The sequence below is a fragment of the Cryptosporangium sp. NPDC048952 genome, from assembly GCF_043197895.1.
Lineage (GTDB): Bacteria > Actinomycetota > Actinomycetes > Mycobacteriales > Cryptosporangiaceae > Cryptosporangium.
On record NZ_JBICTY010000008.1, the window covers coordinates 371,200 to 390,356 of the forward strand.

At 70.6% G+C, this 19,157-nt stretch carries 24 protein-coding genes; 11 read left to right on the forward strand and 13 right to left on the reverse strand.

What is annotated here, in order from left to right; genetic code table 11:
• Positions 1-48 precede the first annotated feature (48 nt).
• Positions 49-837: an ABC transporter permease subunit gene (locus ACGFY5_RS38880; RefSeq protein WP_392728800.1), complete on the reverse strand. Its 789-nt coding sequence runs from the start codon at positions 835-837 to the stop codon at positions 49-51.
• Positions 834-1,817 (reverse strand): ABC transporter ATP-binding protein, encoded by a 984-nt coding sequence (locus tag ACGFY5_RS38885; RefSeq protein WP_392728802.1) that lies wholly within the window; start codon positions 1,815-1,817, stop codon positions 834-836. Before ACGFY5_RS38885 ends, ACGFY5_RS38880 begins: the two co-directional genes overlap by 4 nt.
• A gap of 141 nt (positions 1,818-1,958) precedes the next feature.
• Here ACGFY5_RS38885 and ACGFY5_RS38890 point away from each other — a divergent pair, with 141 nt between their 5' ends.
• The gene (locus ACGFY5_RS38890) at positions 1,959-3,098 is read left to right on the forward strand and encodes a sensor histidine kinase (RefSeq protein WP_392728805.1); all 1,140 of its coding nucleotides are present in this window, start codon (positions 1,959-1,961) and stop codon (positions 3,096-3,098) included.
• Entirely contained in the window at positions 3,095-3,736 is a 642-nt protein-coding gene (locus ACGFY5_RS38895; RefSeq protein ID WP_392728808.1) for a response regulator, read from the forward strand. Before ACGFY5_RS38890 ends, ACGFY5_RS38895 begins: the two co-directional genes overlap by 4 nt.
• Here ACGFY5_RS38895 and ACGFY5_RS38900 read toward each other — a convergent pair.
• Complete coding sequence (locus tag ACGFY5_RS38900; RefSeq protein ID WP_392728810.1) at positions 3,675-4,886, reverse strand: MFS transporter; 1,212 nt, start codon at positions 4,884-4,886, stop codon at positions 3,675-3,677. The genes ACGFY5_RS38895 and ACGFY5_RS38900 overlap by 62 nt on opposite strands.
• A gap of 58 nt (positions 4,887-4,944) precedes the next feature.
• Here ACGFY5_RS38900 and ACGFY5_RS38905 point away from each other — a divergent pair, with 58 nt between their 5' ends.
• Positions 4,945-5,934, forward strand: a complete 990-nt coding sequence (locus tag ACGFY5_RS38905; protein ID WP_392728812.1) for a LacI family DNA-binding transcriptional regulator — start codon at positions 4,945-4,947, stop codon at positions 5,932-5,934.
• Positions 5,935-5,967: 33 nt separating this feature from the next.
• On the opposite strand, the gene ACGFY5_RS38910 is transcribed toward ACGFY5_RS38905, so the two are convergent.
• Positions 5,968-6,981: a hypothetical protein gene (locus ACGFY5_RS38910; protein WP_392728814.1), complete on the reverse strand. Its 1,014-nt coding sequence runs from the start codon at positions 6,979-6,981 to the stop codon at positions 5,968-5,970.
• 60 nt (positions 6,982-7,041) lie between these two features.
• Here ACGFY5_RS38910 and ACGFY5_RS38915 point away from each other — a divergent pair, with 60 nt between their 5' ends.
• Entirely contained in the window at positions 7,042-7,611 is a 570-nt protein-coding gene (locus ACGFY5_RS38915) for a TetR/AcrR family transcriptional regulator (RefSeq protein WP_392728816.1), read from the forward strand.
• On the opposite strand, the gene ACGFY5_RS38920 is transcribed toward ACGFY5_RS38915, so the two are convergent.
• Positions 7,582-8,169, reverse strand: coding sequence for a TetR/AcrR family transcriptional regulator (locus ACGFY5_RS38920; RefSeq protein ID WP_392728819.1), 588 nt, complete (start codon positions 8,167-8,169; stop codon positions 7,582-7,584). The genes ACGFY5_RS38915 and ACGFY5_RS38920 overlap by 30 nt on opposite strands.
• Before the next feature lie 77 nt (positions 8,170-8,246).
• Between ACGFY5_RS38920 and ACGFY5_RS38925 the strand changes: the two genes are divergently transcribed.
• Positions 8,247-9,059 carry an alpha/beta hydrolase family esterase gene (locus ACGFY5_RS38925; RefSeq protein ID WP_392728822.1) on the forward strand — a complete coding sequence of 271 codons (813 nt, stop codon included), beginning with the start codon at positions 8,247-8,249 and terminating at the stop codon, positions 9,057-9,059.
• On the opposite strand, the gene ACGFY5_RS38930 is transcribed toward ACGFY5_RS38925, so the two are convergent.
• Both ACGFY5_RS38930 and ACGFY5_RS38935 read right to left on the reverse strand, forming a co-directional pair.
• Complete coding sequence (locus tag ACGFY5_RS38930) at positions 9,056-9,706, reverse strand: alpha/beta hydrolase (protein WP_392728823.1); 651 nt, start codon at positions 9,704-9,706, stop codon at positions 9,056-9,058. The two genes, ACGFY5_RS38925 and ACGFY5_RS38930, sit on opposite strands and share 4 nt — an antisense overlap.
• Positions 9,707-9,828: 122 nt before the next feature.
• The gene (locus ACGFY5_RS38935; protein WP_392728826.1) at positions 9,829-10,557 is read right to left on the reverse strand and encodes a TIGR03089 family protein; all 729 of its coding nucleotides are present in this window, start codon (positions 10,555-10,557) and stop codon (positions 9,829-9,831) included.
• A gap of 60 nt (positions 10,558-10,617) precedes the next feature.
• On the opposite strand from ACGFY5_RS38935, the gene ACGFY5_RS38940 reads away from it, so the two are divergent.
• Together ACGFY5_RS38940 and ACGFY5_RS38945 are read left to right on the forward strand one after the other, a co-directional pair.
• Positions 10,618-11,037 carry a hypothetical protein gene (locus ACGFY5_RS38940; protein WP_392728828.1) on the forward strand — a complete coding sequence of 140 codons (420 nt, stop codon included), beginning with the start codon at positions 10,618-10,620 and terminating at the stop codon, positions 11,035-11,037.
• A gap of 15 nt (positions 11,038-11,052) precedes the next feature.
• On the forward strand, positions 11,053-12,441 hold the full coding sequence (locus ACGFY5_RS38945; protein ID WP_392728831.1) for an alpha/beta hydrolase domain-containing protein: 1,389 nt from the start codon (positions 11,053-11,055) through the stop codon (positions 12,439-12,441).
• Here ACGFY5_RS38945 and ACGFY5_RS38950 read toward each other — a convergent pair.
• Together ACGFY5_RS38950 and ACGFY5_RS38955 are read right to left on the reverse strand one after the other, a co-directional pair.
• Positions 12,413-13,282, reverse strand: a complete 870-nt coding sequence (locus ACGFY5_RS38950; protein ID WP_392728833.1) for a hypothetical protein — start codon at positions 13,280-13,282, stop codon at positions 12,413-12,415. The genes ACGFY5_RS38945 and ACGFY5_RS38950 overlap by 29 nt on opposite strands.
• Positions 13,283-13,303: 21 nt before the next feature.
• Positions 13,304-14,257: a helix-turn-helix transcriptional regulator gene (locus tag ACGFY5_RS38955; protein WP_392728835.1), complete on the reverse strand. Its 954-nt coding sequence runs from the start codon at positions 14,255-14,257 to the stop codon at positions 13,304-13,306.
• A gap of 61 nt (positions 14,258-14,318) precedes the next feature.
• Between ACGFY5_RS38955 and ACGFY5_RS38960 the strand changes: the two genes are divergently transcribed.
• Entirely contained in the window at positions 14,319-15,419 is a 1,101-nt protein-coding gene (locus tag ACGFY5_RS38960; RefSeq protein WP_392728837.1) for an epoxide hydrolase family protein, read from the forward strand.
• On the opposite strand, the gene ACGFY5_RS38965 is transcribed toward ACGFY5_RS38960, so the two are convergent.
• Positions 15,387-15,899 carry a GNAT family N-acetyltransferase gene (locus tag ACGFY5_RS38965; RefSeq protein ID WP_392728838.1) on the reverse strand — a complete coding sequence of 171 codons (513 nt, stop codon included), beginning with the start codon at positions 15,897-15,899 and terminating at the stop codon, positions 15,387-15,389. The two genes, ACGFY5_RS38960 and ACGFY5_RS38965, sit on opposite strands and share 33 nt — an antisense overlap.
• Positions 15,900-15,973: 74 nt before the next feature.
• Between ACGFY5_RS38965 and ACGFY5_RS38970 the strand changes: the two genes are divergently transcribed.
• On the forward strand, positions 15,974-16,216 hold the full coding sequence (locus tag ACGFY5_RS38970; RefSeq protein WP_392728840.1) for a hypothetical protein: 243 nt from the start codon (positions 15,974-15,976) through the stop codon (positions 16,214-16,216).
• Here ACGFY5_RS38970 and ACGFY5_RS38975 read toward each other — a convergent pair.
• Genes ACGFY5_RS38975 through ACGFY5_RS38985 form a run of 3 tightly spaced genes read right to left on the reverse strand, consistent with a single transcriptional unit; the run spans position 16,204 to position 17,443 of the window.
• Positions 16,204-16,488 (reverse strand): hypothetical protein, encoded by a 285-nt coding sequence (locus ACGFY5_RS38975; protein WP_392728842.1) that lies wholly within the window; start codon positions 16,486-16,488, stop codon positions 16,204-16,206. The genes ACGFY5_RS38970 and ACGFY5_RS38975 overlap by 13 nt on opposite strands.
• Positions 16,485-16,799, reverse strand: a complete 315-nt coding sequence (locus ACGFY5_RS38980; protein ID WP_392728845.1) for a hypothetical protein — start codon at positions 16,797-16,799, stop codon at positions 16,485-16,487. The genes ACGFY5_RS38975 and ACGFY5_RS38980 overlap by 4 nt, the downstream gene beginning before the upstream one ends.
• Before the next feature lie 38 nt (positions 16,800-16,837).
• Positions 16,838-17,443: a TetR/AcrR family transcriptional regulator C-terminal domain-containing protein gene (locus tag ACGFY5_RS38985; RefSeq protein WP_392728847.1), complete on the reverse strand. Its 606-nt coding sequence runs from the start codon at positions 17,441-17,443 to the stop codon at positions 16,838-16,840.
• A 69-nt stretch (positions 17,444-17,512) separates the two neighbouring features.
• Here ACGFY5_RS38985 and ACGFY5_RS38990 point away from each other — a divergent pair, with 69 nt between their 5' ends.
• Both ACGFY5_RS38990 and ACGFY5_RS38995 read left to right on the forward strand, forming a co-directional pair.
• Positions 17,513-18,016, forward strand: coding sequence for a peroxiredoxin-like family protein (locus tag ACGFY5_RS38990; protein ID WP_392728850.1), 504 nt, complete (start codon positions 17,513-17,515; stop codon positions 18,014-18,016).
• A gap of 105 nt (positions 18,017-18,121) precedes the next feature.
• Complete coding sequence (locus ACGFY5_RS38995) at positions 18,122-19,153, forward strand: hypothetical protein (RefSeq protein ID WP_392728851.1); 1,032 nt, start codon at positions 18,122-18,124, stop codon at positions 19,151-19,153.
• Positions 19,154-19,157 lie beyond the last annotated feature (4 nt).

Here is a 19,157-nt window from a genome sequence, read left to right on the forward strand (position 1 = left end):
CGTGCTGCCGGCCCGGCGGGATGTTCCGCTGGGCCGGGTTTGGCGCTGTTACAGGTCTCGGTGTTGGAAGGTCAGGGTGGCTAGGGCTGCCAGGGCGGCTACCCAGGCGGTGAGGACCAGGGCGCCGGCCGCCGGGGTGAGCAGCTCGACGGGAGCGCCGGCCGGGTCCAGGGTGTAGAGCGACTGTGCCGCCGCTACCGGTGTGTACTTCACTGTCGCGTCCTCGATCCGCTCCGGCAGTGCGGCCGGTAGCAGCGCCGGTAGCACCAGCAGCGCGGTGACGTAGACCGTGATCGCGGCCGCCGTGTGGCGCACCAGTGCTCCGATGCTCAGCCCGATCAGCAGCACCGCGATCGGATACGCCGTCGCACCGACGACCGCTCGGGCCACGCCCGCGTCGCCGAGTCCGGCGCCCGCGTCGCCGAGCATTGCCTGCACGACCAGGAACGACCCCACGCTGACGACGATCACCACCGGTATGACCAGCCCGAGCAGTGCGCTGGCCTTCGCCGCGAGCAGGGGCCAGCGGCGCGGTACCGCTGTCGCGCTGGCCCGGATCAGTCCCGAGCCGTACTCCCCGGAGATCTGCAGCACGCCGACCACGCCCAGGATCAGCGCGAGCAGGTCGAGACCGATGTAGGACACGTTGACGGCGTTGGCGACGCTCGCTGTGGCGTCTCCGGCGTCGACGTCCTGATTGAACGAGTAGCCGAACGCGGTGGCCAGCCCCAGCGTGAGCGCGGTCGCGACGCCGAGCGTGATCCAGTTGGACCGCAGTGACCGCAGCTTCGTCCATTCCGAGCCGATCACCCGGGACATCGTCACGGCATACGTCATCGGTACTCCACCGCCTCTCGGGTCAGCTCCATGTACGCCTCTTCCAGTGACGCCCGGCGCGGGGTCAGCTCGGAGAGCACCAGCCGCTCGTCCGCGGCCACCCGCCCGATCTCCTCCGCAGCCAGCCCGGTCACCCGCAGCAACTCCCCGCCGGACGCCGGCCGCGGCTCCCCGCCGGACGCCGGCCGCGGCTCCCCGCCGGGCGCCGACCGCGGACCACGGCCGGGCGGTGGTGGGTCGTCGGCCGTCACTGATGCTCCGTTTCGGACCAGGGCGTCACGCAGGTGCGCGGCTTCCGGGCTGCGCACCAGCACGGTGCCGACCTCTACCCGCGCGATCAGCTCGTCGACGCCGGTATCGGCCAACAGCCGCCCCCGACCGATGATCAGCAGGTGATCGGCCGTCACCGCCATCTCGCTCATCAGATGGCTCGACACCAGCACGGTGCGCCCCTCCGCGGCCAGCTCCCGCAGCAGCGTCCGCACCCAGAGCACCCCGTCCGGGTCCAGGCCGTTGATCGGCTCGTCCAGCAGCACGACGCTCGGATCGCCCAGCAGCGCTGCGGCGATCCCCAACCGCTGCGACATCCCCAGCGAGTACTTCCCCGCCCGTCGCTGCGCGACGTCCCTCAGACCAACCAATTCCAACACTTCGTCGACGCGACGAGCCGGAAAACCGTGGGTGCGAGCGAGTGCCAGCAGGTGGGCGTACCCGCTGCGTCCCTTGTGCACGGCGGAAGCGTCGAGCAGAACGCCGAGCTCGCAGAGCGGAGCGCGGTGCTCGGCGTACGGACGGCCGTTGACGGTCGCGGAGCCGTTCGTCGGGCGGTCGAGGCCGACGATCATGCGCATCGTCGTCGACTTCCCGGCGCCGTTGGGGCCGAGGAAGCCGGTCACCTGACCTGGTTTCACGGCGAACGAGAGCCCGTCCACCGCGACGGTGTCGCCGTAGCGTTTGGTGAGTGCGTCCAGTTCGATCATGGATTCCAGTGCAGCGGCGGAGGGCCTTCCCCGAATAGCGCGTTCAGTCGGCGTCCGCCACGACGAAGGTGTGCTCCCTCGCGGCGGCTCGCGACTTTCGTCGCATGCCGGAGGGACCCCGCGCGTCCTACCGTGGACAGCATGAGCCGATCACGGGTCGGTGACCTCCTGGCCGTCGCCGCCGCGGCGACGCTCGCGGTGTTGCTGGCAGTCGGGATGCTGCGGCCGTTCGGTGGCGTGACGGTGTTGGCGCACGTGCTGCTGGCGGTCCCGCTGCTGTGGCGGCGGCGGGCTCCCGTGGTCGTCGCCTGGATCGCGGTGGCCGCCGCTGTCGTCATCGCGCTGGGCGGGGACGTGCTGGTGTCGCCGGGGCTCAGCCGGCAGTCGTACCCGTGGGCGCCGGCGATCGCCCCGTTCGCTGTCTACGCCGCCACCGCGTACGGCGGACGCCGCGGCCTGGTGCCCACCACGGCGCTGACCCTGGTCGCGTCGCACTTCTGGGCGCTGTCGAACGACTCGCCGTGGGTGATCCAGTCGCTGGTGTTCGTCGGTGTTCCGGCCCTGCTCGGGCTCTACGTCGGCGCGCGCAGGCGGCTGATCGACTCGCTGATCGAACGCAGCGAACGGGCCGAGCGCGAACGCCACCTCCTGGCCGAACAGGCACGGGCCGAGGAACGGTCTCGTCTCGCCGCCGAAATGCACGATCTGGTGACTCATCGCGTCAGCCTGATGGTTTTGCAGGCGGGGGCGTTATCGCTGACCTCGGCCGAAGGACCGACGCGGGCCGCGGCGGAGGAGATCCGGGCGACCGGCAGCCAAGCGATGGACGAGTTACGCGACCTGATCGGAATTCTGCAGGTGGTGCCCGACGGCGCGGTCGCGGAGGCGCCTGCGCCGGGGACGTTGGTGACCCTCGTCGACGAGTCCGGGGTGAGCGCCGAGCTGGTGGAGGACGGGAACGCCGATCAGCTGTCGCCGGTGGTCAGCCGGGCGGCGTACCGGGTCGTGCAGGAGGCGCTGACGAACATCCGCAAGCACGCTCCCGGGGCCGAGGCCTCGGTGCGGGTGCGGTACCGGCCGGACGGGGTGTCGGTGTCGGTGTCGGTGACGAACGGTCCGGCGGCGAGCGCGCCGGACCCGGTCCTGGTCGGTTCCGGCTCCGGCGTGGGGCTGCGTGGGCTGCGGCAACGCGTCGAACTACTGGACGGCACGTTGACCGCGAGTGCACACGCGCAGGGCTTCACGGTGGAGGCGCACCTACCTGCCTACGTGGCCCGATGATCCGGGTCGTGGTCGTCGACGACGAGCCGATGGTCTGTACCCACCTGACCACGATCCTCGGCTCGGCCGAGGACCTCGACGTCGTCGATCAGGCGCACGACGGTGCCGCGGCCGTCGAGGCGGTGATCCGGCACCGGCCCGACGTCGTGCTGATGGACCTGCGGATGCCCGGCGTGGACGGTCTGACCGCGATCGAGCGGATCAACGAGCTCCGGAAGCCGCCGGTCGTCGTCGTGCTGACGACGTTCGACGCCGACCACTACGTCACCAGGGCGCTGCGGGCCGGTGCGGCGGGGTTCCTGGTGAAGTCGACGCCGCCGGAGGATCTGATCGGGCTGGTACGGGTGGCCGCCGACGGCCACACCGTGCTTTCGCCGATCGCCACCGCGCGGCTGCTGGCCGGTGCCGGGACCCGGGTGGACGAGCGGGCACGTCAGCAGGCGCTGCTCGCCGGGCTGACCGAGCGGGAGGCGCAAGTCTTGGCGTGCCTGGGGGCGGGGATGTCCAATGCGCAGATCGGGAACCAGCTGTATCTGGCCGAGGCGACGGTCAAGGGGTACGTGTCGCGGTTGATGCTCAAGCTGGGGTGTGCGAACCGGACGCAGGCGGGGTTGTTGGCTCAGCAGTTGGGCTTGTGATCGTGTATCGGCTCAGCGTGAGCAGGGGCAGGGTGAGGGCGGCCAGCGCGACGCCGAGCGCGGCGATCGCGATCATCGCGCCGCGGAGGCTCGTCGCGGAGGCCCACAGCCCGACGTACACCGGGCCGAGCAGGAAGCCCAGGTAGGACACGACGGTGACGATCGACGTCGCGCGTCCGCGGGATGATTCGACGACGTTGCGGGAGACGATGCTCAGGAGCGTCGGGTAGAGGGCGGCGGTGCCGGCGGCCGCGAGGACCAGGCCGGCGAGGGCGATCGGGACGGACGGGGCGCGGGCGACGACCATCGCACCCGCGGCCGCGACGGCGGCGCCGAGGACCAGCACCGTGCGGGCGTGCGTGGGGTTCAGGGTGCTGGCGCCGAAGCGGGTGAGCGCTACCACCGCCGCGAAGGCGGCGGGGGCCAGGGCGCTGATGCCCGGGCCGGCGTTCAGCACGTCTTGCAGGAAGACGGCGCCCCAGCTCTGGTGGGCGTTCTCGCTGGCGAAGGCCAGCGCGCCGAGCGTCCCGACCAGCAACAACGGCGCGAGCGCGGTTTTCGCCGATGCCGGAACCACGGCGGGGGCGTCGCTGGCTGCTTCGGGGTCGGCGGCCAGAGCTCGGAGGATGGCTGTGGCAGCTAGGGCGGAGGCGGCCAGGACTACGGCGAACGGGATCCAGGTGGGGGCGTCGAAGGCGTAGGCAGCGCCGGTGCCGAGGCTGGACACGACGACTGCGGCGGAGAACAGCGCGCCGCTCCGGGTGATGATCGGCCGGCCCGAGCGTTGCTCGGCACGGCCACCGACCGAGTTCATGGCCACGTCCGCTGCACCGCTCGTCACACCGACAAGAGTCAGCCCGACGCACAGCGCGACCAGCCCGTGGGCGGTGACCGACAGGACGACCCCCGCCGCACCAAGCGACACCACGGCGTACGCGGTGAACCGCAGACCCCGGCGATCCAGCAACCGGCCCGTGAGCAGCATCGCCGGCAACGCGCCCGCACTGACGAACAGCAGCGCGGTACCGAGCTGGGCGTCGTCGAGAGCGGCCTGGTCACGAACGCGCGGGACAGCCGAACCCCACGTGCCCCAGAAGGCACCGAAGGCAGCGGCGGCGAAGTAAGCCGCCTTTGCGAGGCGATTGCGCACGTGTGTAACGCTACACAGATAGGATCGCCCCGTGCAATCACCGCGGCCACGAGTGACGATGACCGACGTGGCGCGCGCCGCCGGGGTCTCGCCGATGACCGTGTCGTACACGTACAACCGGCCGCAGCGGGTGTCGGCGGAGACCAGGGCGAAGGTGCTGGAAGTCGCCGCGTCGCTGGGGTACGCGGGCCCCGATCCGAGCGCGCGCTCACTGCGGTACGGCGCCACCCGGACGCTCGGCCTCGTGCTCGGCGAGCACCTCACGTACGCGTTCGACGATCCGCAGGCCGTGCAGTTCCTGGCCGGCATCGCCGAGGTGTGTGCCGAAAAGGGCTACGGCGTGCTGATCGTGCCGACCGGAACCGGCGACGAGGATGCCGACCGGGTGGTCGGCGCGGCCGTCGACGCGTACGTGGTGTGGACGACCACCGACGACGATCCGGTGCTCGCCGCTGCGTTCAGCACCCGGCGGCCGGTCGTGGTTCACGGGGGGCCGGAGCGTGCGGGTTCGGTCATGATCGGCGTCGACAACCGGGCGGCGGCTCGTGCGGTCGGTCTCGAGGTGTTCGCGGGGGCACGACATCCGGCGGTATTGAGCTTTCCGATCGACCGGGACCGGGAGACGTTCGTGGGGGCCGGGCTCGATCCGACCGGGGTTGCTTATCCGGTCACCCGGGACCGGTTGGCCGGGTACCGGGATGCGGCGGTCGAGTTGGGTGTCGACTGGTCGCGGGTGCCGGTGGGGGTGTGTCGCACGAACGATGCGGGGGAGGCCCGCTCGATGATGCGTCGACTGCTCGAGCTGGAGCCCGGGATCGACGCGGTCGCCGCGATGAGTGATCAGCTCGCGGCCGCAGCCCAGGACGAGGGGGCGCGGCGCGTCAGCGGGTGGGACGACTCGGACGTCGCGCGTCAGCACGACCTCACGACCGTCGCCCAGTCCCTGCGCGAACAGGGCGCCGCGTGCGCCACCACGGCCCTGGGCGGCTCCGCCCCCACCCACCGCGACGCCTGGCACCTGGTACGCCGCTCCTCGACCGCCCACTAAGCCCCGCGCTGCCCGCGTCGGATCCGCGGTGCGTTACCGGGCGGGGTGGCCTCCGTAGAGCTGCGCGATCGTGGAGAAGGCGGCCTTGGGCTGCCAGTCGCCGGATTCATCGAGCTTGGTGATGCCGTAGCTGGCCAGGTCGAGGTCATTGCGGGGGTCGCCGGTCGGGCGGTGGGGGAAGTCGCGCAGGGCGAACGCGAAGACGAACGTGCTGTCGACCCCCTCGGCGTCGAATATCTCGAGCAGCTCGCGAATCACGGCAGCCTGGCCGTCCTCGTCGCGCTCGTAGACGCCGTCCAGGTGCAGCGGCATCGCGGTCTCCGGATCGTTCACCACGATGTCCAATCCCTGAGCCCCGCGATCGGCCGCGCCGCGGAACGTCGCACACCCGAACTCGGTGATCGCGAGCGGCTTGTCGAACGCCGCATACGCGCGGACCCCGTCGACGAACTGGTCCGCGATCGCGGGCGTGCGATAGAGGTCGATCGAGACGATGTCGAACGGGTCCCAGTTGACGCGTTCGAGCTGCACAGCGGCGTACGTGACCTTCCCGCCGAACCGTTCGCGCACGACCCCCACCGCCCGGCCGAGGAACGCGTTGATGCGCCGGGTCAACTCACCGATGTGTCCGGCCAGCGACTGCGGATTCTCCACCAGCGGCCGGACCCGGTCCTCGAACGTCTCGCCCGGCAGGAAGCCCGGGTTGAACAGGGTCAGTTCGGCGCCGGTGACGAACACGATCTCGCCGCCGCGTGACCGGAGCTTCTCGGCCCGTTCGGCACCGTCGGCGAACCGGGCCAAAATCTCGTCGTGCGTCAGCTCGATAGGGTACGGTGAGTACCAGACTTCTAAGCCCAGATCGACCGCGACGTGCGCGGCGGCGTCGATGCGGTCGAGTTCGCCGCCTACGATCCGGACGGCGTTGCAGTGCAGGTCGTCGCGGATCACCCGCAGATCTTCTGCCACGGTGGCCAGGTCCCACGGATCCTCGCGCTTCGCGGTGCCGCGGGTGAAGCCGGTCTCGTAGGTGATGCCCCTGGCGCGCATGACGTCCTCCTTAAATTGGGTACTGACCGTACCCTATACCGGAGATGAGAGAGTGGGGACATGCAGACCCGACGGCGAGGCGCGGCGCTGGAAGCGGCGATCCTGCAGGCCGCCGTCGACGAGCTGACCGAATCCGGAGTCGCGGGCCTCACGATGGACCGGGTCGCCCAGCGTGCGGGCACCAACAAGAACGCCATCTATCGACGCTGGCCCGACCGCATCGCGCTCGGCCTCGCCGCCTACAAGCAGATGGCCCGGTCGATCGAACCCCCCGACACCGGCAGCCTCCGCGAGGACGCGCTGGAGACGCTGCGCCGGGCGAACCGGCACCTGAGCTCACCGCTCGGCGCGATCCTGCGTGATCTGATGGCCGCCGCCGGGGGCGCGACCGAGCTGCTGGGGGAGCGGTCGGACGATTCGCAGGCCGCGATGTGGCTGGTGATCCTGGGGCGTGCGGTGGCGCGCGGTGAGGCCGCCCCCGAAGCGCTGCACCCGCGCGTCGCGACCGTGGCGATCGTGTTGCTGCGGAACGAGTTCGTCGCCCGGGGTGTGCCCACCGTGCCCGACGACGTGCTCCTGGACATTGTCGACGAGGTGTACCTACCGCTGGTGGCCGGGCGTAGCGCGTAGTCCCGCCAGTACGACGTTCAGGTACCTCCGGGTGAGCGCGGCGCGATCATTTCCGTCGGTGTGCACGCTGCCGGCGAAGACCACTCCGCACAGCAGTCGGGTGACGTCGGCCTGGGTGACATCGGCGCGAATCGCCCCGGCGGAGTGGGCGCGCTCGATCAGCCGGCCGATGGCGTTCAGCACACGGGCGAGGAGCTCCGCGGTGCGCGGCAGCACGGGCGACCCCGCGGCGACCACCGGCTGCACCGCCGCGTCAGCGAGTTGTGCGTCGATACCGGCGACGAAAAAGCCCGAGAACGCCTCCCAGGCGTTCTGGGACGAGTGCTCCACCGCGCGATCCGCCTCGTCCGCGAGCTTCTCCAGCGACGGCAGTGCAATCGTCTCGAGCAGCGCCTCGGGTGTGGGGAAGTGGCGGTACACCGTGGCCACCCCGACCGACGCTTGTTGTGCGACGTCGTTGAGTCGCAGCGGCGAGCCCTGCTCCACGAGCCGCTGCCCGACGTCGACGATCTGCTGCCAGTTCCGCGCAGCATCACGCCGCAGTCGGGGGGTCGTCACGTGACCAGCATAACCGGATAGCTCATCCGCATTGTGCTAGCGTCTAAATGGATAACTTATCCAGTCAGGAGCAGTCCATGACCTCGATCGACGTGGCCGGCCGGACCCGTACCTACACCGCGGTGACACCGGAGGACGGCGACTTCAAACGTGTCCTGCTCGTCTTCCACGGCTCCAAGCAGAACGGCGCCGCGTTTCGGCGTTTCAGCGGGAATGCCTTCGACCGGCTGAGCGACACGGCGGTCGTCTACCTCGACGGGTACCGGAAGAACTGGAACGACGCCCGCGCGGCCAGCGCCTTTCCGGCCCGCGCCGAGAACATCGACGACGTGGCGTTCGCCGAACGCGTGGCCGACCGGGTCGCCGACGGCCGTCCGGTCTACGCCGCCGGGTTCTCCAACGGCGGTGCCATGGTGATCCGGTTGCTCCACGAGCGCCCCGATCTGCTGGCGGGCGGAGCCGTGATCTCGGCGCAGCAGCCCGCGCCCGACAACTTTTTGCTTCCTGACGCGCCGGTCGTCGCGAAGCCGGTGTTGCTGTTCCACGGCACGAAGGACCGGATCGTGCCGTACGGCGGCGGGGAGATGGCGCGCTGGGCTCAGTTCGCGTTCAAGGTCGGTGGTGCGATGCTCTCGGCGCCCGAGACCGCTGCCTATTTCGCGCAGCGCAACGGCATCACCGCGCCGCCGCTCACCGTGGACCTACCGCATCGCGGCGGCAGGACCACGGTGAGCCGCACCGACTACCGGCAGGACGGGCGTGCGCCGGTCACGCTCTACACCGTCCACGGTGGCGGACACACGGTCCCGGGAGAGAAGCCGTCACCGGCTCTGATGGGCCGCACCGGCAGCGACGTGCACGCCGCCGAGGCGATCGAAGAGCTCTTCTAGAGGTGGCGCCGGAAGAAGTGTTCGGCGGATTCGATCTCGAAGCGGGGCACCTCGACGTGACCGCCCGGGTTGGCGTGCAGTGTCTTCTCCGTCGAGCCGAGGGCGTCGAACAGCGCGAGAGCGTCCGCACGCGGGACGAGGTCGTCGTCCCACTGCAGCAGGAACTCGACCGGGACGCGGATGTCGGCGGCGCCGTCGACGGGCCCGAGCAGGCCGAGAACCGCGCAGGTGATGCGTGGTTCCGACGCCACGAGCGGGACGCCGATCGCGGTGCCGAGAGACACGCCCCAGAACCCCACCGGGCCGGTGATCTCCAGGGCGTCGAGGGCCGCGCGCCACTCGGGCACGGCCTGGGCGGCGCGCTCGGCGTTCATCGCCGCGATGAGCGGACCGATGGGTTCGCCGGCCGCTTTCCGCCGCCGGATCTCGGTGAGCGCGGCCTCGTCAGCCGCCCGGCCACCGTGGCCGGGCGCGTCGAGCGCGAGTACCGCACAGCCGAGGGTGGCGACGAAGTGCTCGGCGCGGGCGACGACGCCGGGCGCCTGGCTGTGCTGGCCACCGCCGTGGGCGATGAGAACCCAGGCTTTGGGGTCGTCGGACGGCGCCCACGTGGTGCCGGTGATGTCGTCAAGAACGAAACGATGCAAGGTCGTACCTTTCGGGAAACAGGCTCCCGTCAGGCCGATCGGCGATCGACCAAAGGGGAGTCCCAGCCACTTCCAGCGGTAATGGGTCTCACCTCCTTCGGTCGTTCGCGGTCGGGTGAACCCTACAACAACGTGTGCGTGACGCCCTCGGCATTTATGCGCTCCTCTAGGCGGGCCTGGTCGAGGTGCGCGCAGACCACCACCGACGCGCTGGCAGCCAGGGGTGCGAGCAGCCAGTGCGCCGGATGTTCGAAGCTCGCGGAGTCGACGAGGAGCCGGTCGCCGACGTGCAGGTCGAGCTGCGCGGCGATTTCGGCGGCGAGGGCGCCCCACTGCCGGTAGGTGGTGCCGTCGGCGGTGGCGGCGTCGGTCCAGCGGAGGGGTGCGGAGGAGGGCAGCGTGTCGCTGAAGTGTTTGGATTCGGCGAGGAAGTCGCGGTAGCCGGGGTGTGGTGCGGTGGCGGCCAGGACGAAGCGGTGCGTGGCCAGGGGAGGCTCGTCGAGCCAGCTGCGGAGGCGCGCCGCACTGACGAAGCTCGCGTCCAGCGGGCCGTCGTCGGGCTGCCTCAGGCCGGCCGTCGACCAGGGGCGGTACGACACCGAGACGCCAGCGGCCCACGCGCCGAGCAGGATGCCCGCGGTGAGCCAGTGCGGTGGGAGCAGCACGGCCGCGCGGTCGCCGATCTGCAGTCCGCAGCCGGAGTGGAGCAGTCCGGCCGTGCGCGCGGCCCAGCCGCTGAGTTGTCGCACGGTGAGCTCGGTGCGCTCGCCCGTGGAGTCGTCGTAGTAGATGAGTACGGGCCGGTCGGGCTCGGCGGGCAGCGCACTGCCGAAGAGCGCGGGTAACGACATGGCGGTCAGGTTAGCCTGACGCTGAACGTCAGGGAAGCCTGACGTCGATACGATGGCGGGATGTTCGCGTCGCTGCTCGGTCACACCGGTTCGCTGGTGGGGTTCCGGGCCGTGTGCTCCTGCGGCTGGACGGGGCCCACCGAGTACCCGGACGGCGAGACCGCCGAGTGGGGCTCCGCCGCGGACTGGGGTGCCCACATCGGCCGAATCGCCGCGGTGACGCCACCGGACTGGCTGCTCAACCGGTCCGACGGTCTGCGCGACAACCTCACGGACCTGGCGCAGGAGCAGCCACTGCAGGCGCTCGGCGTGCTGGCGGCGATCGAGCAGTGGCAGCGTCCGCTGTTGCAGCAGGCAGTCGACGCCGCCCGGGCGAACGGTTCGTCGTGGGCCGAGATCGGCACCGCGCTGGGCGTCACGAAGCAGTCCGCGCACGAACGATTCAGCGCTCCGAAACGCCGTCGCTCCGCCGCCGAGTAGGGCCATTATGGACCGATGGCGGAGCTGAGCGGACCGCTGGAGGGTCCTCCGGTGCTGATCTCGACGTCGTTCGATCTGGACGTCGTGGGCTATCGCACCGAGGAGTACCTGGTCGCGGGCACGGCGACGGCGTACGAGCCGGACGGTGACACCGGAGACGACGGGCGCTGGGAGGTCCGCGCGGCCGGCGAGGCGGGGTTCTGCACCCGGATCGTCGTGAACCGGCCGAACGAGGGCTTCAACGGCACGGTTGTCGTCGAATGGCTGAACGTCTCGTCCGGTGCCGACGTGGCCGCCGAGTGGCTCACCGTGCACCGGCATCTCGTCCGGGAGCGCATGGCATGGGTGGGAGTCTCCGCGCAGCGCGAGGGTGTGGTCGGTGGTGGCGCGTTCCGGCCGGAGCGCGACGGGGCGGGCTGGTTCCCCGCACTGCCGTCGCTCAAGAGCAGCAACCCGGTCCGCTACGCGGCCCTCGAACATCCCGGTGACGCGTTCTCGTACGACATCTTCACGCAGGCCGGGCGCCTCGTCCAAGTGCTCTTGCCGACGGATTGCCTGCTCGCGGCCGGGGCGTCGCAATCGGCTGCGTACCTGGTCACGTACGTGAATGCGGTCGCAGCGCGGACCGGGGTCTACGACGGGTTCCTCGTCCATGGGCGCCCGGGGAGGCCCGCGGACCTGCAGGGCTGGGACGGCGAGGTACGTGCCGGACGGGTCCGGGTGCGCGACGACAGCCGCGCGCCGGTGCTCACACTGCAGACCGAGACCGACGTCGTCGGCGTGCTGCAGTCGCTGGAGTCCCGGCAGCCCGACAGCGAGTGTTTCCGGCTGTGGGAGATCGCCGGGGCGTCGCACGCCGATCTGTACACGATCAAGGCCGGGTTCCAGGACTCCGGTGAGGCGGACATCGCTGAGCTGCTCGCTCCGACGAGTAGTCCGTTGGGGCCGGATCTGGGTGTGGCGATCAACAGTGGGCTGCAGCAGCACTATGTCGGGCAGGCGGCGGTTGCGGCGCTGGAGAGGTGGGTGCGGGAGAGGGTATCCCCGGGTACCGCGGTACGACTGGAAACCGCCGGTGAGGAGCTCGTGCTGGATGCGGACGGTCTGGCTCGGGGTGGTGTGCGGACGCCCTGGGTGGACGTTCCGACCGGGGTGCTGTCGGGGCTCGGGCAGGAGAAGTCCGGCGGGGCCGCGTTGCTGTACGGCACCACCGTGCCGTTCGACGGGGCCACGCTCGCCGAGCGCTATCCGGGTGGCCGGGACGACTACCTCGCGGCGTTCAGCCGCAGCGCCGAGGACGCCGTCGCGAACGGCTTCCTGCTCGCCGCGGACGTGGCCGAGGCCCGCGGCTTCGCCGCAACAGCCTTCGACCGGCTCAGTCGACGAGACGAGCCAGCGACGTGAGGCTCGCTACCAGCGCTGACACGTGTTCCAGGGCGCGCTGGTGGGAGTCGGGAGCGTCAGCGGCAGCCAGCTCGACGACCAGGCCCCGCACGTGGCCGACGAGCAGGTTCGCGGCTCGTGCGCACGACGCGATCGCCATCGACGTGCCGACCAGCTGGCCCAGCGCGTCGATGTTGTGGTTCATGAGCGTGAGGTACTCGTCGGCCTCGTGACCCGGCCAGTGCAGCACCGGCTGCAGGATCCGGTACAGGTCGGCGCCGGCGGCGTGGAGCACGGCGGCTCCCATCTCGAGCACCTCGGCCTGCGACGCCACCGCGTCCGGCGTCCCCGTGAGGCCGTTCAGGATGCCGCGCAGCGGCAGCGATGCCGACGGCGGTGAACCGGTCGCACGCGGGGGCGGCAGGCCGGGGCCTAACCGAGGATCGACCCACTCGCCGGCGGAGATCTCCTCGAGCAGCTCGATGAACTGGGTTTCGGGTTTGTGGAGGGTGCGCGGACCGCGGATCACGATCGTGCCGCCGTTTTCTCCCCGTGCGGGGCCCGGCAGACCGATCGCCCACCGACCCGCGGGCTCCGCACCTTCCCGCGACTCGACCGTGTCCCACAACCCCTGCGAGATCAGCTCGAAGTTCTCCGCGATGTACTCGACGAGCCCGACCTGCCGGACGGTCACGCGCTCCAGCGCCTCGGCGATCCAGCCGGCCAGCGAGCCGAACGAGTCGTCGTCCCAGTGCAGCCCGCGCGACTCGGCCGCGACGTCGTCGACGCGCATCCGCAGCGTGGCGATGGCGGCCGCGTGCGCGCTCAGCGTCGGTGTGTCCACTGCCCAGCCGTCGACCATGCGCCCATCCTCGCGACGCGGTCAACCGACGGCGTGGTTCATGCGATCGCGGAGGACGCGGAACCGCTCGATCAGTTCGGGGGGCTCGTGCACCGTGAACTCGAAGCCGAGCAGCGTGACGTGGAGCGCGAGCCCGTCGAGCGAGTTCGAGCCGGCGCGCAGCGTGCACTCGTCGGAGCCGGTCGCCTCGATGAGTCCGGCCTCGGCCGAGACCTTCGCCGCCACCTGCTCGGCCGGCGCGTGCATCGTGAACCGCGCCTGGTAGCGGTACTGCTGCACCCCAACCGCCCAGGACGCGTACGCGCCGATGTCCACGTCCGGGGGAGTGCGCGGCATGAACCGCGGGCCGGGTGGCGTCCACGGCCGGAGTCGGTCGACGCGGAACGTCCGCCAATCGTCGCGGTCCAGGTCGAACGCCACCAGGTACCAGCGGCGCCCGGCGTGCACGAGCTTGTGCGGCTCGACCTGCCGGAGTGACTCGCTGCCGTCGTGGCTCCGGTAGTCGATCCGCAGCCGCCGGTGGTCGCGGCAGGCCGCGGCGAGCGTCGTCAGCAAATCGGCGGAAACCACGGCGGTGGGACGGTTGGCGCTGACGGTGGACGCGCTGAACGCGGACACCCGATGCCGGAGCCGCGACGGCAGGATCTGCTCGAGCTTCATCAGCGCACGCACGGACGTCTCCTCGATGCCCTCGATCGAGGCGTTCGCCGCGGTACGCAACCCGACGGCCACGGCGACCGTCTCCTCGTCGTCGAGCAGCAGCGGCGGCATGCTGCTGCCCGCGCCCAGGCGGTAACCGCCGGTGTTGCCGACCGTGCCGTGCACCGGATAGCCGAGTTCACGCAGCCGATCGACGTCCCGGCGCACCGTGCGCACGGTGACGCCGAGGCGGTCGGCCAGCTGCGGCCCGGACCAGTCCTGGTGCTGCTGCAGCAGTGACAGCAGCCGGAGGAGGCGAGCGGACGTTTCGAGCATGCCTCGATTCTCGCGCGCAACGAGGACAGAAGCTGACCTCATTGGTGGGGAGAGTTCTCCCATGACACCTTTCCGCATCGAGTTTCCGCAGGCCGCGATCGACGACCTGCACCGTCGGGTGGCCGACACGCGGCGGCCGTCGCAGGTGCCCGACGTCGACTGGTCGCGCGGTGTTCCCGTTTCCTGGCTGGACGAGCTGCTCGTCCAGTGGCCCACGCACGACTGGCGGGCGACCGAGGCCCGGCTCAACGCATATCCGCAGTTCGTCACCGAGATCGACGGGCAGCCGATCCACTTCCTGCACGTGCGGTCCCCGCACGAAAATGCGTCGCCGCTGATCCTGCTGCACGGGTGGCCCGGTTCGGTCCTCGAATTTCTCGACGTCATCGAGCCGCTCACCGAGGACTTCCACCTGGTGATCCCCTCGCACCCCAACTTCGGTCTCACCGGACCGGCCGCGGCGGGCTGGGACAGCAACCGGATCGCGTCCGCGTATGCGGCGTTGATGGCCTCGCTGGGGTACGAGCGGTACTTCGCCCAGGGTGGCGACTTCGGCGCGTTCATCGCGCCGGACCTGGGCCGGGTGGACCCGGAGCGCGTGGCGGCGGTGCACGTGAACGCGGCGACGGTCGGGTTCATCCCGTTCGAGGCTCCGGAGGGTGAGTTCACCGATGCGGAGAAGGTGCGGTTGGAGCGTCGCGAACGCTTTCTGAACGACGGGAGTGGCTACTTCCAGATCCAGGCCAGCCGCCCGCACACGCTCGGGTTCGCGCTCGCCGACTCGCCGGCCGGGCAGCTCGCGTGGATCGGCGAGAAGTTCCACGACTGGGCGCATCCGGCGGGGTCGATCGCCGCGGCGCACGTGCTCGACCACGCGACGCTGTACTGGCTGACCAACACCGGGGCGTCGTCGGCGCAGATGTACTTCGAGTCAATGCATTCAAAGAACTGGCCGACGCCGTCCGCGGTGCCGACCGGGGTGGCGAACTTCGCCGAGGACGTGGCGATCCGCAAGTACGCCGAGCCGCTGAACAACATCGTCCACTGGGCCGAGTACGAACAGGGCGGCCACTTCGCCGCCCTCGAGGTGCCCTCCCTCTTCGTCGACGAGGTCCGGAGCTTCTTCGGGTCACGGGATCTCGGGGGACGGGTCGGTGCGTAGGCGGCTGTAGAGGAGGCCGTCTCGCCACTCGCCGTCGCTGAACTCCGCGGCGCGGATGCGGCCCTCCAGGTGGAAGCCGGCCTTCACCAGGGACTTCTGCTCGGGGATGTTCTCGACGCGGGTGCCGGCCTGGATCCGCTGGATCGGCTCGCGGGTGAACAGGTAGTCGCAGAGCATGGCCTGGGCCCGCCAGCCGATGCCCTGGCCCCGTCGCTCCGGCACGACGACGATGCCGATCTCCCAGCTCAGCCGCGGTACGCCGAACGAGGCCGTACGCCAGTTGAGCAGCGCGACGGCCTCGGCGTCGTGCTCCGCCACGAGCCAACTGTTCCCGTCGCTGAAAAATCCGTCCTTCGCGAGACGGCGTGCGGGCTCGCCCGGGTCGGCGAACCCGGGCCAGCTCAGGCCCCAGAAGTCGGGATCGGTGCGCAGCAACTGGAACAGGACGAGGTCGGGCTCGGCGACGGGCCGGAGTTTCACTTGTTCTCCTCCGCTGGGTGGGTAAACGCGGCACGCACTCGACTTGATCGAACACACGTTCGTATCCTGCGGGTATGCGAGTGGTCCGGCACTGGTGGAACCAGCAATGGGGGCGGCTGGGGCGCCGTGACGTCTACGTGCGCGGTGACGGCACCCGCTTCGAGGTCGAGGTCGCCCAGGGCGGGGCGGAGGGCAAGCGGTGGGTGGCGCTGTTCGACAGCGTCGAAGAGGCCGTCGAGGAGGCGGAGAGGCACCTCCTCGACCCTCACGACCGCTGGCGGGACGTCAGCGACGCCCACAATGCTCACCACGGGTAGACGTGACTCGGAAGCAGCAACGCGAGCTCGCCGATCGGGAGAACGACGGTCAGGACACCCAACGCGCTCGCCCGAACGATCGACGGCGGTCGGGAAGTCAGCAGCACTGCCCATCCGATCGCTGCCCCTGCGGCGATCGCCCCCGCGAGCAGGACCGGGTTCGCCGGTCGGTACGGCGCGGTGGAGCCCGCGAGGTGGAGGGCCAGTTGGAAGGCCCAGAGGCCGCCCCACACGCCGAGCGCGGTGAGCACCGCGACGGTGGCGAGCTTCATGACGCCCACGCCCAGAGCACGAGCAGCGGCACCGCGAGAATCGGCGCGGCCAGGGCGCCGACACCGGCCGCGACGAGCGCGTCCACGGCCGGCCGGGGTCCGGGATTCCGCCACGTGGCGCCGAGGATCGCCCACCCGACGAGGATCGCCAGGCCGATCAACGGCACCCCGCCCACGGCGAAAAACGCGAGCCCGAAGCTCTTCGGACCCAGCCACGCCCACCCGAAGACCACCAGCAGGTGCGCGCCGAACAGATAATCGACGACGAGCAACGTCGTCCACCACGGACGCGTGAGAACGGACCCGGTCACCCGAAAATTCTCCCGCCCGGACCACTCGCGCAGCGGCGTTATCGCAAAGCGGCCAGGCCGCGGAGTAGGGCTTGCAGGCCTTCGGTGAACTCCTCGTCGGCGGACAACGCCAGGGCTCTTCGTGCGTTCGCGGTCGTGTGCGGGAAGTCGTCGGCGGGTAGGTCGGCCAGCGCTCGGGTGCCCGTGCCGGACAGGGGCCCGAGGTGCTCGAGTTGCATCGCGCCGACCAGATAGCTGAACACCGCCCGCACCGCGATCACCCGCTCGCGGTCGGCGAACCCGGCGTCGGTGAGGACGGCGAGCAGCGACTCCGCCCAGCGCAGGGTGCCCGGCGACTGGTGCCGGTGAGTGAGCGTCAGCGCGACGACCGCCGGATGTGCGGCGAACGCGGCGCGGGCCCGCGCGGCCAGCTCCACGACCTGTTCTTCCCACGGGCCCGTCGGCGGGTCGGTGTCCACCGTCTCGAAGACGTGGTCGACGACCAGCCGCTCGAGTTCCTCCCGGTCGGCCACGTACCGGTACAGCCCCATCGTGCTCATCCCGAGCTCGGCGGCGACAGTGCGCATCGACAGGTCCCGCCGGTCAGCCACCGCGAGCGCGGCAACGGCGAGTTGGTCGGGAGTCAGTGAGCGTGGTCGAGGCATGGCACTTGACAGCGTACGGCCTACGCTTACGGTGGTGAGCGTAGGCCGTACGCTAACGAGGAGGCCGTGATGCTTCAGACCGTGCTCGGCGAGGCGGTGAGCCTCGAGCCGACCGACGGCTTCGTCCACCTGCAGTTCCGGCGGTTCGCCGGCTGCCCGATCTGCAACCTGCACTTACGGACGATCGTCGAGCGTCATGACGAGATCGTTGCCGCCGGGGTGCGGGAGGTCGTCGTGTTCCACTCGCCGGTCGACGAGTTGCGCGAGTACGCGGCGGATGTGCCGTTCGCGCTGGTCGCCGACCCCGACAAGACGCTGTACCGGGAATGGGGCGTCGAAGCCGGACGCCGGGCGCTGCTCGACCCGCGGGTCTGGCCCGTGATCGTGCGGGCGGTCGTCGCCGGAATCCGGCGGCGTGACCGGTCACCAGCGCTGGCCCAGCCCGGTGGTCGGCTGGGACTCCCCGCTGACTTCCTGATCGCTCCCGGCGGCGCTGTCGTCGCGTCGAAGCGCGGCACGCACGCCTACGACCAGTGGTCGGTCGACGAGATCCTCGACCATGCGTCGACTTAGGTCTATGGGTGGGCTACCTCCGGCCGCTGAGGTGGACGCGCGGCGGGGCTGACTCTGGGGATGCGCCGGTGCGAACGCCCGCGCGGAACCCGGGAGGAGTCACCGATGTCCCGTCGACGGCGGATCGCGGCAGTGGTCGCGCTGGGGGTGCTGGCGCCGTGGGCCGCCGAATGCTCGTGGGGCGGATTCGCCCTCCGCGACTACCTGATCGTCGTGGTGTTCCTCGGCCCGATGTACGGCGGCGCGGTGATCCTCATCCGCGAAGCCGTGCGCAGAGCCGGTCGCGGCTGGCCGTCGATCGCGCTGCTCGGCGCCGCGTTCGGCGTGTTCATGGCGGGCCTCGTCGACCAGTCGCTGTTCAACCCCGACTACCTCGACGACACCGAATACGCCGGCATGATCCGCGACGCCACGCTGACCCAGCTACCGGGCCTCGGGCTCAGCGTCGGCGACGCGCTCAACTTCGTCGGTAACCACATCGTGCTGAGCGTCTGCCTGCCGATCGTGGTCGTCGAGTCGATCGTCGGTCCGCAGGGGCGTCGTGAGCCGTGGCTCGGCCGGTGGGGTCTGGGTGCGGTCGGGGTTCTGTTCGTGCTCGGCAGTCTGCTCATTCATTCCGACGCCACCAAGGGCTTTGCCGCGGCGCCGCACCAGATCGGGGTGGCGGTCGCGAGCATTGTCGTGCTCGTCGGGCCGGCGTTCGTGCCGCGATCGTTGGCGCGGCGGCTTGCGTGGAGTTGGCCGCGGCCGAAGGCCTGGAGTGATCCGCGCACCAAGCCAGCGCCAGCGGCTTTTTGGTGTGCGGTGGTCACTCTGATAGCGGCGGCCAGCTCGGACCTCGTCCCCGGCTGGGGCGGCGTCGCGATCAACGTCGCGGTGATCCTCACCGCGACCGTCGTGATCGTCCGCTGGTCGCAGCGTCCGGGCTGGACCCAGCGACACGTGCTCGCCGCGTTCTCCGGACCGCTAGTGCTGGCGGCTGCCGTCGCCTACGTGGTGCCGAACTACGCACCGGCCTCCCCGACCCAGGCGCTCCTCGGTGACGTCACGATCACCGTCGTCACCGTCGCCCTGCTCACCGCGGGTTTCCTGCGTCTACGACAAGGCCGAAATAACGAGTTCCAGCCACTGAACTAGTTAT

What these genes read in the sequence shown, in the direction of transcription:
- ACGFY5_RS38880 (WP_392728800.1), bottom strand. Translation starts at nt 837, where the DNA reads ATGACGTATGCCGTGACGATGTCCCGGGTGATCGGCTCGGAATGGACG.
- ACGFY5_RS38885 (WP_392728802.1), bottom strand. Translation starts at nt 1,817, where the DNA reads ATGATCGAACTGGACGCACTCACCAAACGCTACGGCGACACCGTCGCG.
- ACGFY5_RS38890 (WP_392728805.1), top strand. Translation starts at nt 1,959, where the DNA reads ATGAGCCGATCACGGGTCGGTGACCTCCTGGCCGTCGCCGCCGCGGCG.
- ACGFY5_RS38895 (WP_392728808.1), top strand. Translation starts at nt 3,095, where the DNA reads ATGATCCGGGTCGTGGTCGTCGACGACGAGCCGATGGTCTGTACCCAC.
- ACGFY5_RS38905 (WP_392728812.1), top strand. Translation starts at nt 4,945, where the DNA reads ATGACCGACGTGGCGCGCGCCGCCGGGGTCTCGCCGATGACCGTGTCG.
- ACGFY5_RS38910 (WP_392728814.1), bottom strand. Translation starts at nt 6,981, where the DNA reads ATGCGCGCCAGGGGCATCACCTACGAGACCGGCTTCACCCGCGGCACC.
- ACGFY5_RS38915 (WP_392728816.1), top strand. Translation starts at nt 7,042, where the DNA reads ATGCAGACCCGACGGCGAGGCGCGGCGCTGGAAGCGGCGATCCTGCAG.
- ACGFY5_RS38925 (WP_392728822.1), top strand. Translation starts at nt 8,247, where the DNA reads ATGACCTCGATCGACGTGGCCGGCCGGACCCGTACCTACACCGCGGTG.
- ACGFY5_RS38935 (WP_392728826.1), bottom strand. Translation starts at nt 10,557, where the DNA reads ATGTCGTTACCCGCGCTCTTCGGCAGTGCGCTGCCCGCCGAGCCCGAC.
- ACGFY5_RS38940 (WP_392728828.1), top strand. Translation starts at nt 10,618, where the DNA reads ATGTTCGCGTCGCTGCTCGGTCACACCGGTTCGCTGGTGGGGTTCCGG.
- ACGFY5_RS38945 (WP_392728831.1), top strand. Translation starts at nt 11,053, where the DNA reads ATGGCGGAGCTGAGCGGACCGCTGGAGGGTCCTCCGGTGCTGATCTCG.
- ACGFY5_RS38950 (WP_392728833.1), bottom strand. Translation starts at nt 13,282, where the DNA reads ATGGTCGACGGCTGGGCAGTGGACACACCGACGCTGAGCGCGCACGCG.
- ACGFY5_RS38955 (WP_392728835.1), bottom strand. Translation starts at nt 14,257, where the DNA reads ATGCTCGAAACGTCCGCTCGCCTCCTCCGGCTGCTGTCACTGCTGCAG.
- ACGFY5_RS38960 (WP_392728837.1), top strand. Translation starts at nt 14,319, where the DNA reads ATGACACCTTTCCGCATCGAGTTTCCGCAGGCCGCGATCGACGACCTG.
- ACGFY5_RS38970 (WP_392728840.1), top strand. Translation starts at nt 15,974, where the DNA reads ATGCGAGTGGTCCGGCACTGGTGGAACCAGCAATGGGGGCGGCTGGGG.
- ACGFY5_RS38975 (WP_392728842.1), bottom strand. Translation starts at nt 16,488, where the DNA reads ATGAAGCTCGCCACCGTCGCGGTGCTCACCGCGCTCGGCGTGTGGGGC.
- ACGFY5_RS38985 (WP_392728847.1), bottom strand. Translation starts at nt 17,443, where the DNA reads ATGCCTCGACCACGCTCACTGACTCCCGACCAACTCGCCGTTGCCGCG.
- ACGFY5_RS38990 (WP_392728850.1), top strand. Translation starts at nt 17,513, where the DNA reads ATGCTTCAGACCGTGCTCGGCGAGGCGGTGAGCCTCGAGCCGACCGAC.
- ACGFY5_RS38995 (WP_392728851.1), top strand. Translation starts at nt 18,122, where the DNA reads ATGTCCCGTCGACGGCGGATCGCGGCAGTGGTCGCGCTGGGGGTGCTG.